Below are 15,022 nucleotides of genomic sequence, written 5' to 3'. Positions count from 1 at the left end.
CGGGTCCAGGCGCGCGGACTCATTCCTGAAGGGCAAACAATGACCGAAACCCGAAGAATGCCCTGGCCGGGTGGCAGACCACAGGCCGTTGCCGACGTCGATCTGTCCCGGCCGCACCTGGTGGGCATAGGTGGCCTCGGCATGGCACCGCTCGCCACACTGCTGCGCGGTGCGGGCACGACGGTGACCGGCTCGGACGCCTCTCGTGGCGGCCACGCGGCGCACCATGTGGACGGCCGGACCGTCGTCGTCCGGAGCACGGCGATCGAAGAGACCAACGTCGAAGTGTCGGCGGCCAAGGTGCAGGGGATCCCCGTCGTCCACCGGGCACAGGCGCTCGACCTGGTGCTGGCGGACCACAACTGGACCGCCGTCACCGGCACCCACGGCAAGACCACCACCACGGCGATGCTCGCCCACATCCTCCTGCGGAGCGGCCTTGACCCGACCTGGGCGATCGGCGGCAGCCCCATCGGCATGGAGGCGGCCCGATGGTCCATCCGAGAGGCCGGGGTCGCCGAAGTCGACGAGAGCGACCGGTCGTTCCTGCTCACCTCACCGCCGATCGCGCTCGTCCTCAACCTAGACGCCGACCACCTGGAGAACTACAACGGCAGGTACGGCGAACTGGTCGACGCCTTCGAGCAGTGGGGTCGTCACCTGGGCGAGGACACCCAGCTGGTCCTGTGCGGGGACGACGGCGGTGCGATGATGCTGCGCCACAGGCTCTTGGGCATCGGCGGCAGCCCGCACATCACCACCTACGGCCGGACCGCGGCAGCCGACATGCGCATCCAACGCATCGAGAGCGGCCGGGCCGGCTCCGTCGTGGCCCTTACCTCCGGCGTCACCTTCACCTTCCCCGTCCTGGGTGAGGAGCAGGCGCTGAACGCCGTCGGCGCGATCACGGTCGCGGGTCTCTATGGTGTCCCGGAGGCTGATGCAGCCCAGGCTCTGGAGACCTTCGCCGGGGTCGAGAGGCGACTGACCCACTCCACGTTCGATACCGGAACCACCATCCTGACCTCCTACGCCCATCACCCCACCGCCATCCGCGCCGACCTCGAAGCGGCGCGGCAGCTCGCCGACGAATGCAGGGGACGCCTCATCCTGGCCTTTCAGCCTTCCGGCCTGCACCGCGTCACCACGATGTACACCGAGATCGCCTTGGCGCTGGCCGCGGCGGACGAGACCGTCCTCCTGCCCCTCCACACCCGCTACACCGGCGGCGAGCACGACCATCTGCTCCCGATGATCGCCGACCGCCAGAGGCGCGTCCGCGCCGTCGCGAGGGACTTGGCCGAAGCCACGGATGCGCTCCTGGAGGCGGTGAAGCCCGGTGACGTGATCGTCCTGATGGGCACCGGAGACGTCGCCGACCTCGCCCCGGCCCTCGCCACCGCGACGGAAGCGGTCGAGACCGCCCGCCTGGGCTGACGCCAAGACCGTCGAACAACGGAGGCCGGTATGCAGAACTCGCGGCAAGCAACGGCGTCACCGCAAGACGCCGTCCCGTTCCGTAAGCTCCACGGCGCGGGAAACGACTTCATTCTGATCGACGTCCAGCCCACCGACCTGGAGCGGGACTGGGCCACGAAGGCGCGGCTGCTCTGCGAGCGGCGGCTCGGAATCGGCGCGGACGGCCTTGTACTCACCGCGCGAACACTCCGAGACCGCATCCTTCTGGTTGCCTGCTTCAATGCCGACGGCTCGATCGCGACCATGTGCGGGAACGCGCTGCGATGCGCCGCATTCGCTGCAGCCCCCGACGATTCCTCGGCGGCGCTGCGCCTTGTCATGGCGGGCGTCGAACACCAGGCGATCGTGACGGGCGGCCATGCCGAAGTGACCGCGGAACTCGGCACGACGCCGCAGGAGCCGCTCACCCTTGGCCGCAGTGGACGACACCTCACCTTCGAGCCGGCTCACACCGGGACGGAGCATTTCGTCGCTCTTGTCGAGGAACTGGACGACCTCGACGTCGAGGGGATAGGACGCGCCGTGCGCGACCACCCGCGGCTCGCTCCGCTCGGCACGAACGTCGACTTCGTCCAGGCCGTGGCGCGCGACGAACTTCGGGTGCGTACCTATGAGCGCGGAGTCGAAGCCGAGACCCTCTCGTGCGGGAGCGGTGCTGTGGCTTCCTTCGTCGTCGCTCGCCGGCACGGCCTCGTCGACGACCGCCCGGTCGCGGTCCACAACCAGTCTGGAAGCCCGCTCACCGTCCGTCCGCATGCGCAGCGGCCGGAGACGTTCTGGGTCGGCGGGCCCGTCACCGTCGTCTACGAAGGAGTACTGGCATGAACCATCGCCTCATCGCCGCCGATACGCCCGCAGTCGAAGCGCAGCTCCATGTCCTCCGCTCCTGGCGGGCGGAGCGATGCGCCGGGCTGTCCGTCGCGCTGGTGTACGGAGGAGTCTCCACCGAGGACCGGCTCTACATCGCAGAGAGCCCGGTCGAGCAGATGTCGGTCACCGCGCTGGCCCGCTCGCTCAAGTCGATCGGTGTGCATTTCGACATCCTCGACCCGTGCGAGCCCGCCTTCGTCCGTAGTATCGCCGGCTACGACGTGGTGCTGTCGAACCTCCACGGCCCCTACGGCGAAGACGGTCGGCTCCAGGGGCTGCTCGACTACCTGCGCAAGCCCTACTGCGGGAGCGGCGTGGCAGCCTCCGCGGTGGCCGCCGACAAGCTCCTGTGCAAGCGAGCCATGCGAGGTCTGGAGGTTCCGACGCCCGGGTGGCGGGTCTGGGACGGCCGGACCTGGGAGTGGGCGGGCCGCCCGGCCATGGTCAAGCCCTCGCTCGGCGGGTCCAGCGTCGGCATGAGTCTCGTCCACACCCTCGACGGGCTCAGGACGGCGGTGGAAGAGGCCGCGGCGGTCGACTCAGGCCACGTCCTGATCGAGGACTACATACCGGGTACCCCGGTGACGGTCGCGCTCCTGGAGTTGCCCGATGGCCTGCTCGTCCTGCCGCCGCTGATGACCGATGTACCGGACGCGGAGTTCTACGACGCCGCCTCCAAACTCGACGCCGACAGCACCGGTACCGTCCGCACCCGCCCCGCCGACCTCACGCCTGTGGCGCTCGCGGCCCTGGAGCACTTCGCCGTCAAGCTCTGGGACGGCCTCGGCTGCCGGGGCCTGGCCCGCGTCGACTTCATGGTCACCCGGATCGGCGAGCCGTACGCTCTGGAGGTCAACACCAATCCGGGCCTGTCGAGCGAGTCGAACTTCGTCACCGCCGCCGAACTCTGCGGATTCGACCACGCCGACGTCGTGACCGCGATCCTCCACGAAGCACTGACCCGCCCCGCCTACAGTGGACCCTTGCCGGAGCCGGTCTTCGAGGTCGCCTCTGGTTGATCCGAACGAAGGGGAGGCCGCGCACCGTGTCCCGCGTCCACGACGTGCCGATGTGCCGTCAGCTCATCGAGCCCGAGGAATGGGACAGGTGCGGAGGCTGGGCCCTCGGCGACCGCCTTGAGTGGTCGAACCGGGCCTGCGGGATGGCTTCGCTACGCATGATCCTTCTCGCTTACGGGCAGGACACGCCGCCGCTCACCGAACTGGTGAAGCTCGGGGTGAAGCGGGAGGCTTTCATCACCGGGACGGGCTGGCTGCACGCCGGTCTGGCCGAGATCGCGACAGAGTTCGGGGTGCCCGCCCAGGCAGAGCCCGTCGCCGCTGAGGATCTCCTGGATCGCCTCACCGAGGCTCCGCTGATCTTCTCGGTGACCGAACGGTTCCCCGAGGACGGTCGACGAGGGGGCCATCTCGTCGTCGCGCGCGGCCACGACCGCGGGGATCTGCTGTTCCGGGACCCGTCCCGGTGGGGCCAGGACCACGACCGTGTTCCGTTCACCCGCGCGGTGGCCTCTTACTCCGGCCGCGCCATCACCTTCGCACCTCTGCCCGGGAGGACTTCGTGATCATCCTGACGCTCGGCGAGATCGCCGAGGCGACCGGCGGCACCCTGCACGACGTGCCCGACCCGGACGCCCGGGCGACCGCGCCTTCCGTGATCGACTCCCGCGCCGTCGTGCCCGGCGGCATGTTCGTCGCGTTCACCGGCGCCCGCGTCGACGGCCACGACTACGTGCCCCAAGCCATGAAGGCCGGGGCGGTGTGCGTGCTCGCTACCCGCCCCGTTGACGCCCCGGCCGTCATCGTCCCCGACGTGACCGCCGCGCTCGGGAAGCTCGCCCAGTACGTCCTGGCCCGCACCCACGCCACCATCATCGCCCTGACCGGCTCGGCGGGCAAGACCACCACCAAAGACCTCCTCGCCCAGGTCCTCGCCCACCACGGCGAGACCGTCGCCACCCAGAAGTCGTTCAACGGCGAACTCGGCCTGCCCCTCACGGTCCTCCGCACCGGCGACACGACCCGCTACCTCGTCCTGGAGATGGGCGCCCGCCACATCGGCGACATCGCCTACCTCACCACCCTCACCCCGCCCCAGATCGGCATCGTCCTCAACATCGGCACCGCCCACGTCGGCGAATTCGGCGACCGCGCCTCCATCGCCAAGGCCAAATCCGAACTCGTCCAAGCCCTCCCCGCCGACGGGTTCGCCGTCCTCAACGCCGACGACCCCCTCGTCGCCGCGATGGCCGACCAGACGAGCGCCGCAGTCCTCGCGTACGGCACCACCGCCACCGCGACCATCCGAGCCACCGACATCACCCTCGCCGACGGCCGCGCCGCTTTCACCCTGCACACCCCGACCGGCACCGCCCCGGTCAAGCTCCGACTCCTTGGCCGCCACCAGATCCACAACGCCCTCGCCGTCGCCGGAGCCGCCCACGCCGTCGGCATGCAAGCCACCGCCATCGCCCAAGCACTCACCGAGGCCGCCCCCGTCTCCGCAGGCCGCCTGGAAGTCACCGAACGCCCCGACGGCGTGACGATCATCAACGACGCCTTCAACGCCAACCCCGAATCCACCCGAGCCGCCCTCCAAACCCTCCACGCCGTCGCAGGAACCCGCCGCACCATCGCCGTCCTCGGCGAAATGCGCGAACTAGGCGAAACCGCCGAAGCAGCCCACACCGAGATCGGCCGCCTCGCCGCCGCCCTCGGCACCGACATCCTGATCACCGTCGGCACCGGAACGAACATCACCGCTCTCGCAGACGCCGCCGCCGACCACGCCCGTCAGCCCCGCATCGAGACAACCGAAAGCCCCGAGACACTGCTACCCCTGCTGACCGGAATCCTGGAACCCGACGACACCGTCCTGATCAAGGCGTCTCGCTTCGTCGGGCTCGAGAACTTCGCAGACGCCCTGAACCTCTGAGCTTCGTCGCTGGTCGACGACCGTTCAGTGACAAGGGCAGGGCCGTCATGGGAGACAGGTGCCACTCCGCCGGAGCCGTTGTCGCCGAGTTCCTCCGGCGTCCATGGGCGATGGAGACATCGGCAATTGGAGTTGATGATGGGCGATTCGGCACCGATTCCCGACGATCTTCGGCAGTGGCTCACCGGACACCTGCCCGGCACGTTCATAGCCGCGACCGACACCTCCTGGGACCGGGAGACCTCCCGGGTCTGGCGGGTACAGACCACATCCACCGTGGCCTACGCGAAGATGAGCCCGAGCCTGGATGCATTTGAGCGCGAGATCAGCGGGTTCCGTCACGCCCAGGAAGCACTCGTTCCGGGTCAATCCCCGCGCCTGCTCGCTGCGGAACCGGGGCTGCGCGCGATCGTGGTCACGGAACTCCCGGGCGAAATCGTGCGCCACTTGGATTTGTCCAGGGCGACAGAAACGCGAGTTCACCGGCTTGCGGGCAGCATCCTACGTGCCTGGCATGAACACCCTGAGCCCGAATCCGCGCGAGCCCGTGCCACGCTCAAAGCGGCGATGACCGGCCAGGCGGCCGAAGCGGCAGCATGTCTGGAGCATCTCAGCGACGAACTCGACGCTGCAACGCGCGCCCTGATCGGCGAGGTCGAGCAGCTTCCCGCCCTCGCCGAGTCGATGCCGTTGATGTATCTGCATGGAGACTTCGGGAGTCGGAACTGGCTGTGGCACGCAGACGCAGGCGACCTCGGCGTGATCGACTTTCAGGAAGCTGGCCCCGGGCTGGCGGTGCAGGACATGGTCTGGCTGTTCGGAGCGCTGTGGACCAGCCGTCCAGACCTGGAGGAGGCGTTCCTGGACGGATACGGTCGCGCACTGAGCCGCGATGAGTACCGAATGCTCGTCCTGCTGACCGCTCGCCTGGCCGTCTCGTACTGGTCCACCGGAAGGAGGAACCACGACGTCGTCCTCGTCGAACGGGGACGGCTCGCACTCGCCGACCTGGTTCGCCGCGTTCGATAGCGAGATGTGGGCGAACCGCTCAGCGGCCGGGAGGCGGTCAATCGGGGACGCGTCGGGAGCTCATCAGGGTGACGCCTCCCTGGGGCGGTCCGGGTAGCGGGCGGCGCGGGGACGGCTTGGGGTGCGGGATGGGCGGCAGGGGGCCGGGCCAGAGGAAGGCGAGGGGCCAGATGACGATGAGGGCGGCGGGCATGGCGAAGGCGAGGGCGTTGAGGACGAGGAAGTCGGTGAGGCCGGGGCAGCCTCGGAAGAGGACGGTGAGGGAGGGGCCGATGAAGAGGAGGATGACGCCGGCGAGGAGGAGCATGATCTGCTCGTCCGGGGTGATGAGGTCGGTCACGGGTCACCTCGTCCTTCGGCGGGTGCGGTCGAGTGTCGGGGTTCGGTGGGAGCCTGCGTGGGTGGTGCGGGTTCCTCGGCGGATGGCTTCGGCGGCCGTGTAGGGAAAGCTTTCTGCGGCGAGGTCGGCGGCGTTGGGTGAGGTGAGTTCCGGCTTCGGGGCGGCCGGGTGGCCGGTGTGGGTGCGGGGGTCGCGGGCCAGGTAGGGGAGGGCGGCGCGCATGGCGGTGAGGTGGTCGGCGCCATCGGTGCGGAAGCGGTCGTAGTGGGACATGCCGTGTGGGTGGAGGTGGCGTAGGCGTTCTTCACAGAGGGATACGGCTTGTGTGGCGTCCGGCTTCTCGTGGATGTGGGGGATCGCGGTTCCCCAGGCTTGGGCGGTTTCCAAGAGGCTCGCTTCGCGAAGCCAGGCGGGGTCGAGTGCCCGGGAGAAGGCGGTGTAGGCATCGGCGTAGCTGGCGGCGATCAGCGAGTCGGCGGCCTGTGCTGCGAGGTGCTCGCGGGCGGCCGCGGCGGATCGTCGTCGTTCGCGCCATTCCATGAAGGTCCGTTTGCCGATGGTCGCGGCGGCCAGGATCTGCACGAGGCGCTGGCCGCCCTCGGAAACGGCGTCGTGGAAAGGGTCGGCGTGGTGTTCGTTCATGGTCGTCTGCTCCTGCTGTCGTGGCGTGTTTTCGGGGTCGGAGGGGGCGGGTCCGTGTGGGCGGTGGTCGCGGCTAACGGGAAGGTCTCCGAGGCTCTGGCCGGGGGAGAGGCGGCGTTGATGAGGTGCCGGGTCACTTCTCGCGGGTCGATGTCGAGGCCTTGGGCGACGCGGGCTGCGTGCCGTGCGGCGTTGTGACGGCCGAGGCCGATGATGGCTTCGGCGGCTGTCCGCAGCGCGGATGCGGGATCTCCCCGGGCGAGGCCTTCGGCGATCGCGGCGTCGAGGACGTGCTCGATGAGGTCGCGTTCTTGTGCGAGTTCATGGCGGACTCCTACGGGTCCGTGGTGCAGGAAAAGGTCGGCTGGATCTTGGGAGTCAGGGAAGCATATGGCGCCGACATTTCCGCTGACCTGCGTGAACGCCTTCCAGACGCGGGCGGTGGCGCGGCGGCCGGCGGTGTCGCCGTCGAGGGCGAGGAGAGGGCCGCGGGTGGTGAGGTCGGCGGCGCCGGCGAGGAGGCCGACCTGGTCCTCGGTGAGGGCGGTTCCGCTCGGGGCGACGGCCGCGTGGGCGTCGGAGGACAGGTCGATCGCCCAGGCGTCGAGGACGCCTTCGACGATGACGGGGCGGGCGCCTGCGGCGAGCTTCGGAGCTGCTTCGTGGAGGCCATAGAGAAGCGCGCCCTTCTTGTAGACGGGCGTTTCCGGGCTGTTGAGGTACTTGGGGCCGGTGTCGCCTGGGGCTGCTCTGCCGATGAAGCCGACGACCTCGCCGTGCTCGCTGCGGACGGGGACGACGAGGCGGTCCCGGAAGACGTCGAAGGCGCGGCCGTTGCGGACCTTCACCAGTCCGGCCTCGACGAGCGTCTCCAGGGGGAAGCCTTGAGAAGTCAGGGCATCGAGGAGCCCGCGCCAGCCGTTCGGTGCGTATCCTGCCTGCCGCTGGAGCTGGTAGGCCTCGGGGAAGCCGCGTCTCGTCAGATAGCCGGGAGCCCATGACGTGGGGAATCGGCCGACGAAGAAGAGATGGGCTGCCTTGAGGGCTTCGAGGAGCGCTCGGTCGGGTGGCTCTGCTGTCGGTTCTTCGGCGGCCGATCGGTCCTTCGCCTCCGCCGTCGGCTCGTTCGCTGCTTTCTGTAGGTCGCGGCGGAGCACGGCCGCCGCGCGCAGTATCCGTCCTCCGACGTGCTCGATCGTCTTCAGGGGCCGGGACCTCGGGTCGGTGCCCGCCCAGGAGGAGACCGGAGCCGTCGCCGGTGTGATCGGCAGGCCGAGTTCGCGCGCGACGATGGCCGCGACGGAGTCGGCCTCGACCTTGCCGATCCCCGCGCATACGCGGCTGCCATCGTCGAGTTCGCCCCGGTGCAGGACCATGTGCGCCAGCTGGTGAGCCAGGAAGAGCGCGGCGGCGTCGTCATCGAGCCCGGGCGGGATGACGACGCGCTTGCTCGGATCGCCTAGGTAGGACCAGGTGCTGCCGCGGTCCACGAAGAGGCGCCGTGATGTGGCGAGCGCCTTCACACTCTGCCATGCGGGTCTGTCCGCTGTACCGAGGACAGTCTCGGGACCGGAGGTCTGGGCGAGGTCGAAGACAGATCGGGGCTTGCCCTGGCGGGAGAGGACGCGGATGGCGTGTTCGCCCTTGCGGACCCGCCTCCCCGCCGCCTTCCACTCTTCGAACGTTCGGACGTCGGTCACCTCCCGCTGGGCGCCGATCAGCAGGACGTTGGCGAAGCCGTATCGGCCGTAGGCGGCCATCCGTTCCACGACGGTCTCCCAGGCGAGTTCGCCCCGGTGCACGCGCTCCAGCTCTTGGCGGGTGATCGTTCGGAGGAGTGCTTCGAGGTCGTTCCTCACGGGAGTGCCCCGTTCATCCGGGCCCGCGCGGCGCGGACGACGCCTGCGAGACGCTCGTTGGCCACGCTGTGGCCGTCATCCCGCAGCTTCCGGGCAAGGCCGGTGTTGCTGATACGCCGGCCGTCCGCCTCGTGCGAAGCCAGGATGAGGCAGGCGGCGAGTACCAGCTCCTCGTCTTCTTCGGGGGTGTCTTCGGCTGGGGGAGTCTTCAGCATCAGCCGTTCGGCGACGGAGGCGCGCCACCGCCAGGAGAAGCGGCCGTGCTTCTGTTGGAGTTGCGAGATCAGCATGAGTCTCTCCTGCTCCAGTTCGAGGGCCCGGGTGTAGGAAGCGACCTGCCAGAGGACCATCCTGCGCCACAGGAGCGTCGTGGAGACAGGGGCGAGGAGCCACCGCGCGCGGGGAATCCGCTCCCGGCCGGATGAGGACGCCAGGCCCGCCCTGCGCCGGACTTGGAAGCGCACTCCTTCGGTGACGGTGATGAACAGGACGGGCATGGCCGCGTGCGCGGCCGTGGCGGCGGGGTCTCCGTGGGCGGCGGAGGTGTTCACCAGGACGGTGCCGCCGATGTAGGACCAGGCGATCCAGCGCAGGACGGGCCAGGGTGTGTCGTCGAGTTCGAGCAGGAGGTCCCAGCAGATGAGGACGAGGATGCCGAGATCCAGTCCAACGGGCACGATCCAGGCGAGGTCGGCGCCGAAGTACGGAACGGCCGCCGCCCGGACGGTGGCGAAGGAGCCGATGGCTCCGAGCACTGCGAGGGCGGCGATGGGAGGAACGAGGGCCAGCCGGCACCACAGGAGGGTCCTGCTGCCGGTCACCGCTGCCGCCGGGTGGCCATGAACTGGACGATGTCCGCGACGGTGCGCAGCTCGTCACCGCTGCCGAGCAGGCGGCCGTGGGCGGTGACGAACGCGTAAACGCCTTCGGCACCCGCGCACTGCACCGTCTCGGTCCAGGTCCCGGACCTGACCTTGAGCTTCGGGATACCGCTCGGGTGTCTGCGCAGCCGGACGTTCATGCCGCGCTCCTGCAGAAGGTGGTGGAGTTCGTCCATGAGTTCCTGGCGGGCGAGAAGGTCGTTGTCGATGGTCGTGGTCACGTGAGTCCCCCGAGTGTTGCTAGCTGACGAGTCACCGTGTCGTCACCTAAAGTCACTGATGCGGAGAACCATGCAAGACGGCGACGGGTCGCGTCAATCAAAGGCGATGGCGTGGCGCGTCATTTTTTTGAGGAGTTGACTGGTGGGAACGGTTTCAACCGCGGCGACGCTCGCCGACAGGATCGAGTGGCTGATCGCGAACTCGTGGCCGGACGACGTTCCGGCCTCGGGCACGAACGTCGAGATCGCCCAAGCCATAGCGGCACGGACGGGGGAGGAGATCTCCTCGACGACCGTGTGGAAGCTGCGCACCGGACGCCAGGACAACCCGCAGCTCAAGACGCTCACCGCGCTGGCGACCTTTTTCAGCGTGCCCATCGGCTACTTCGGCTTCGCCGACGAAGCCGCGCCGATCGACGTCGGCCTCGTCGACCAGGCCTTGCTGCGCGGCCTGCGCGACGGGGTGATCCGCTCCGACGTGCTCCGGGCACTCATCGGCCTCTCGCCGGAAGCGCGTTTCCTCCTCGACGATGTCATCCTCGCCGCGGCCGCCGCCGACCGGCGACGTCGGGGCTGACCCGCGACGCGGTCCGCTCGGCCGAGAACGAAGCCACGCGGCGCGCCTTGGCACCGGGCACGAGCTCGTCCAGGTGAGCGGCGCAGCGGTACGCGGCGGAGGCCTGGGCATGGCGGCCTTCGGAGGCGCGGAGCACGCCGACCTCCCGGGTCGCCCGCGAGAGCGCCACGGCCAGCGCGAGCACATCCAGCGTCGTCCGGTTGCCGACGAGCCCGCCCAGCGACAGGAGCCGCGCCGAGGTCCGAAGCCGCCGACCCGCCGGGGACGGCCGTGGGACAACGGCGTTCGGAGGCCTTGCGGCCCGATCGAAGTCGTCCGCGGCCCGGCGCAGATGGTGGTTCCCGGTCGCCCAAGAAGCCACATGCAGGACGTCGGAGACAGCCCGAGCGGCATCATGAGCGGCCTTGGGATCGACGCCGACGAGGTTTCGAATGCGCTCCGCCGCCGCGGACGCCGCCCTCGCCGCATCGTCGTAGATGCCTTGCAGCTCTTCATGGGTCATGGGCGCCTCGGACCGGCGCGCCTCCGCGAGCCGAGAAGGACTGAGGGAAGGATCGATCCGCGCCGCTCCGTGCCAGCGGATCGATCCGGGAGGCTCCAGATCGCCCGGAAGGGCGACGGAATACCCGGTGACCTGACCAGGGACGCGTTCGCTGTAACGGACCTTCAGCAGCATCCCCGCCTGCTCCACGCGGGAGAAGAACTCGTCGAGGCTCGCCGCGCCCTCGGCGCACTCCCGTAGGGTCCTCCGCAAGACCGCTCTGACCGTCGGTAGGGAGAGCGACTCTCCCCACACCGCGGAACGATCCGGATCACGCGGATCGGCCCGGACAGCTCCAGAAGGCCATCGACGCCGCAGCCGGGGAAGCGTCAGATCGGAGGCCAGTCGGCCGCCGCCGAAGCAGACCGAAGCGCCACCAGCGGCGACATCGCCAGCAAGCCCGACCGCGTAGCCGGTGATCTCACCAGGCTGCACCCGGCTCTCCCGCGTCTTGACGACGAGTCCTTCCCCTCTGAGAAGCTCGAAGAACTCGGCCTCCGAGCGTGCTCGCGCGGCACACGTGGTGACGACCCTTCGCAACGTGTCCCGAGAGGGCTCTGAGCGCCCCACTCGTCCGGCCTTCTCCATCTCTCCTCGGGTGGCTCTCCGGGCCGCCGTACGATCGGCCGGCGCCGTGCGCACCAGCCCCAGCCTCCGCTCGATCCGCAGCAGGGCCTGCCGTCCCCGCAGTGCGTCATTGCGCACCTCGGGCCGCGTGCCGTCCTGCCTGGCGAGGGTGACGACGAGGTGAATGTGGTCGTCGGCATGCCGCACCGCGAACCAGCGGCAGCCCCCTTCGTCATCGCGGCGGGCGTAGCCGACGGCGTGCACGACCTCCCGCGCGATCTCCGCCCACTGCTCATCCGTCAGCACCGGATCGTCCGGATGAGCGCGGATCGGGTAGTGCCAGACCGGACGGTTCACTCCGCCCAGCGGATCGAGCAGGGACAGCGGCTGCGACATGAGCGCCTCCAGCTTCCGGAAATCCCGCCGACCAAGCGACGAGAGCGCCGGCTCCAGCTCGGCAGTCTCCCCGAAGCCGGCGACGATCCGCGGGTCCTCGTGCTCGCCACGAGCCCCGGGACCGAAGAGGTACCGGAGAAGCCCACCGACCCGCTGCCCCCGCAACACCTTGCCGATCACGAAAGGCGGATCCGTATGTGCTCGACGGCGTCATCGACCCGGCTCAGCGTCCGAGTGACTGCGGCACCGTAGGCCGATAGGGACTCATGCACCTCACCGGTCGCGTTCAGCCGCGCGACGACCTGGTTGAACAGCACCCCGACCCGCCGGACCTGAGCAGAAGCGGCGACCAGGCCCTTCAGCAGGTCCCGCAGCCCCTCCTGCTCGGCAGAGTCGAGGCCTCGAACATGAGCCATGCAGACCATCGCGCCGTACGCGCCGAGCGACAGGTCCTGCCGATTCGCCGCGAGGCCCAACGCCTCGAACTCGACGTCGTCGAGGCGCATGACGACCCGACGACTCCGTCCATGAGCTCTTCTCGTCCTTCTTCGAACAGCCAGCTTTCCCACTTTCCTTCCTCGGACCGCGCCCGGTCCGCACCCTGAACCGCGCCCGGTCAGGACGTAAGTTGCCTTTATCTATCTCTTGCCCCGCGAAGCGGCCCCGGCAGAAATCCTGGAGCCCGAGCGAGCGTCACGGCGCTCGGGAGCGGCCCCTGCGCTGTGTGGAGTTCCGCGGCCGGACATCGGCTCTTGGCGCCGTTCTGGAGTTCGCCGGGTTCGGGAAGCTCTGCTGGGCCTGACGGTCAGGTGTTCCCGTGGCGCCGGCCAAGGACTTCCTCGCTGCCGTCATGGCCGTCTCCGCGTCCAGCGCCGCCTGGTCGGCTTTCTGGTAGCTCTGCCAAAACCTCTCGCGGCGGGGCTCGAACTGCTCGGGAGAGACCAGCCCTGAGATCGGTCCGCCCAGCGCAGCGGAGCCCCAGGCCGCAGACGTTCGGCAGACGGTGAGTGCGTCGGTGACGGCTCCCGTGATCTCGCCGAAGCCGTTTGTCCCGGGGGCTAGGGCTCTCGGAGGGATCGTTTTGAAGACTGCTCCGCCGGTCGGCCTCCATGCCCGGTCGGCGTAGGCGAGACGTCCGAGCCGCACGACGACCTCTCCCGCGTCGACCGCCAGCGAATCCAGGGTCGACCCGCTCGAACAGCGGACTCCACGCCACAGGTCCCGGATCCCGGACCACTGCTCGGTGAGCTCGCCGATACGAGCCTCCACCGTGGCGAGCGCCTGGACTTCCTTCGCCAGCCCCAGCTCGCGCGCGCGGGCCATGAGCATCCGGGTGAGCAGCCCGCTGATCTCGCAGGTCATCAACGTGGACGTCGCCAGGGAACGCCAGGTCCTGGCCGATGACGGGGTCCCTGCCCTGACGAACCAGGCGGTGCTCGCCTTGAGCCCCGCCAAGGCCCGGTTGCGGTCTTCGCCGTCGAGAAGGGGGACCTTCGCAGGAAGCCGCTCCTCACCCGGCTCTCTCAGAATCGCGGTTCTGGACACCTGTTGAGATTGAGAGCGCTTCTCCGGCAGTACGGCGTTCATGATCTGCCGCCTGGGCCGGGTCGCGTATCGGGTGCCGAAAGAGGAGGCGACCCTGAGCTTCGACGCGAGTTCCTGACGGCCCGACGCGGCGGCCACGTCGGCGAGTTGCCGTGAGTGGTCTGACACCACGCCGAAGAACGACTTGGCGCCGACCGAGCCCGTCATCTCCCGCCCGATGTCGGTGACCGCTCGAAGTCCTCCGTCGCGGCCGACCTCGAAGTGCGCCGACAGCAGGTCCAACCCGCAGCCGAGGGCCTCGCTGCCGAGCATGAGGCTCCGCGCCACGTCGCTCTTGCGCACCGCTCGCGCCGCCTCGTCGGACGGCATGAACGCGAGGACGTCGCGCAGGCTGTCGGCGCACGCGCTCGCGTCCTGGGTGAAGCCCGGGTTCCGGGGACGCCAGCCGAAGCCGACCTCGATCCGCTCCGCATACCGCAGGAGCACGGTGACGGACCGTTCGAAGGCGGCGTCCAAGGTCGGGTCTTCGAGCCGCCCCTGGACCGAGGACCACTGCAGGGCCTCGGTCCAGTGCTCGCGCGCCACCGAGACGAGATCACCGAAGCGAGCCGGGCGCACTAGAGAAGCGCCCTCATCGCGCGGCTGACGTGGACGGCGGCCTCAAGGCAGGCGAGCTTGCCATCCGCATCCGGAGCCACTTCGACGGCGCGTTCGAGGGACTCGGCGGCCTCGCCGAGCGCTGCACGCGGGTCCGAGGACGCCCCGGTCACCGGGGCCGAGGCGATGAGCGGAGCGAGGCTCTCCAAAGCCTCCGTCATCTGGTCATCGGCCTCACCCCATCTCGTCGCGGCGTCTTCAGCCCCGTGACTCTCGCGCCGGACCTCGGTGAGCGCACCGAGTATCAAAGCGGCGGCGTTATGAACGGACTTATTGAACATTTCCGTTGAATCGTTCATGTGTCTCCTTATTGAGTCGTGTATGGAGATGGGGTGGTTATGTGATCTTTGCGGCGATACGGTTGGCGCCGATCGTTGTTGCTTATAATCGGCGCCAACCGGTTTTGATCTACTTCAGAAAATCATCTTGGAGGGGGCATGTGCCACCCCATGAGGCGTGAGGC

General features: G+C 69.2%; 16 protein-coding genes. 7 read left to right on the top strand and 9 right to left on the bottom strand.

The genetic code is table 11. The features are described from left to right. Nucleotides 1-39 precede the first annotated feature (39 nt). The 6 genes from EDD29_RS45785 to EDD29_RS28285 all read left to right on the top strand — a co-directional run bounded on the left by EDD29_RS45785 (nt 40) and on the right by EDD29_RS28285 (nt 6,333). Nucleotides 40-1,437 carry a Mur ligase family protein gene (locus EDD29_RS45785; RefSeq protein ID WP_342774446.1) on the top strand — a complete coding sequence of 466 codons (1,398 nt, stop codon included), beginning with the start codon at nt 40-42 and terminating at the stop codon, nt 1,435-1,437. 30 nt (nt 1,438-1,467) lie between these two features. Beyond that, nucleotides 1,468-2,304, top strand: a complete 837-nt coding sequence (dapF, locus tag EDD29_RS28305; RefSeq protein ID WP_123667327.1) for a diaminopimelate epimerase — start codon at nt 1,468-1,470, stop codon at nt 2,302-2,304. Next, on the top strand, nt 2,301-3,368 hold the full coding sequence (locus EDD29_RS28300; RefSeq protein WP_123667325.1) for a D-alanine--D-alanine ligase family protein: 1,068 nt from the start codon (nt 2,301-2,303) through the stop codon (nt 3,366-3,368). The genes dapF and EDD29_RS28300 overlap by 4 nt, the downstream gene beginning before the upstream one ends. Before the next feature lie 26 nt (nt 3,369-3,394). Continuing rightward, nucleotides 3,395-3,934, top strand: a complete 540-nt coding sequence (locus tag EDD29_RS28295) for a C39 family peptidase (protein ID WP_211359964.1) — start codon at nt 3,395-3,397, stop codon at nt 3,932-3,934. Beyond that, complete coding sequence (locus EDD29_RS28290) at nt 3,931-5,304, top strand: UDP-N-acetylmuramoyl-tripeptide--D-alanyl-D-alanine ligase (protein ID WP_123667323.1); 1,374 nt, start codon at nt 3,931-3,933, stop codon at nt 5,302-5,304. Before EDD29_RS28295 ends, EDD29_RS28290 begins: the two co-directional genes overlap by 4 nt. A gap of 135 nt (nt 5,305-5,439) precedes the next feature. Next, the gene (locus tag EDD29_RS28285; RefSeq protein WP_246053441.1) at nt 5,440-6,333 is read left to right on the top strand and encodes an aminoglycoside phosphotransferase family protein; all 894 of its coding nucleotides are present in this window, start codon (nt 5,440-5,442) and stop codon (nt 6,331-6,333) included. A gap of 37 nt (nt 6,334-6,370) precedes the next feature. On the opposite strand, the gene EDD29_RS28280 is transcribed toward EDD29_RS28285, so the two are convergent. Genes EDD29_RS28280 through EDD29_RS28260 form a run of 5 tightly spaced genes read right to left on the bottom strand, consistent with a single transcriptional unit; the run spans nt 6,371 to nt 10,276 of the window. Then, nucleotides 6,371-6,673, bottom strand: a complete 303-nt coding sequence (locus EDD29_RS28280) for a hypothetical protein (protein ID WP_123667321.1) — start codon at nt 6,671-6,673, stop codon at nt 6,371-6,373. 3 nt (nt 6,674-6,676) lie between these two features. After that, nucleotides 6,677-7,315: a hypothetical protein gene (locus EDD29_RS28275; RefSeq protein ID WP_123667319.1), complete on the bottom strand. Its 639-nt coding sequence runs from the start codon at nt 7,313-7,315 to the stop codon at nt 6,677-6,679. Then, nucleotides 7,312-9,174, bottom strand: a complete 1,863-nt coding sequence (locus EDD29_RS28270; RefSeq protein ID WP_123667317.1) for a toprim domain-containing protein — start codon at nt 9,172-9,174, stop codon at nt 7,312-7,314. Before EDD29_RS28270 ends, EDD29_RS28275 begins: the two co-directional genes overlap by 4 nt. Then, nucleotides 9,171-9,995: a DUF2637 domain-containing protein gene (locus EDD29_RS28265; RefSeq protein WP_123667315.1), complete on the bottom strand. Its 825-nt coding sequence runs from the start codon at nt 9,993-9,995 to the stop codon at nt 9,171-9,173. Before EDD29_RS28265 ends, EDD29_RS28270 begins: the two co-directional genes overlap by 4 nt. Then, nucleotides 9,992-10,276 carry a hypothetical protein gene (locus EDD29_RS28260; protein ID WP_123667313.1) on the bottom strand — a complete coding sequence of 95 codons (285 nt, stop codon included), beginning with the start codon at nt 10,274-10,276 and terminating at the stop codon, nt 9,992-9,994. Before EDD29_RS28260 ends, EDD29_RS28265 begins: the two co-directional genes overlap by 4 nt. Nucleotides 10,277-10,418: 142 nt before the next feature. Between EDD29_RS28260 and EDD29_RS28255 the strand changes: the two genes are divergently transcribed. After that, on the top strand, nt 10,419-10,853 hold the full coding sequence (locus tag EDD29_RS28255; RefSeq protein ID WP_123667311.1) for an XRE family transcriptional regulator: 435 nt from the start codon (nt 10,419-10,421) through the stop codon (nt 10,851-10,853). Here the strand turns inward: EDD29_RS28255 and EDD29_RS28250 are convergent. From EDD29_RS28250 to EDD29_RS28235, 4 genes are all read right to left on the bottom strand, one after another. Then, nucleotides 10,810-12,537 carry a relaxase/mobilization nuclease domain-containing protein gene (locus EDD29_RS28250; RefSeq protein ID WP_123667309.1) on the bottom strand — a complete coding sequence of 576 codons (1,728 nt, stop codon included), beginning with the start codon at nt 12,535-12,537 and terminating at the stop codon, nt 10,810-10,812. The genes EDD29_RS28255 and EDD29_RS28250 overlap by 44 nt on opposite strands. Continuing rightward, nucleotides 12,534-12,863, bottom strand: coding sequence for a hypothetical protein (locus EDD29_RS28245; protein ID WP_123667307.1), 330 nt, complete (start codon nt 12,861-12,863; stop codon nt 12,534-12,536). Before EDD29_RS28245 ends, EDD29_RS28250 begins: the two co-directional genes overlap by 4 nt. A 187-nt stretch (nt 12,864-13,050) precedes the next feature. Then, complete coding sequence (locus tag EDD29_RS28240) at nt 13,051-14,520, bottom strand: hypothetical protein (RefSeq protein ID WP_123667305.1); 1,470 nt, start codon at nt 14,518-14,520, stop codon at nt 13,051-13,053. Beyond that, a complete protein-coding gene (locus tag EDD29_RS28235; protein WP_148086119.1) occupies nt 14,520-14,858 on the bottom strand; it encodes a hypothetical protein in 339 nt (112 codons plus the stop codon). The genes EDD29_RS28240 and EDD29_RS28235 overlap by 1 nt, the downstream gene beginning before the upstream one ends. Nucleotides 14,859-15,022 lie beyond the last annotated feature (164 nt).

This window comes from Actinocorallia herbida, assembly GCF_003751225.1.
In the GTDB taxonomy this organism is placed as follows: domain Bacteria; phylum Actinomycetota; class Actinomycetes; order Streptosporangiales; family Streptosporangiaceae; genus Actinocorallia; species Actinocorallia herbida.
This window is presented reverse-complemented; position numbering and strand designations above follow the sequence as displayed.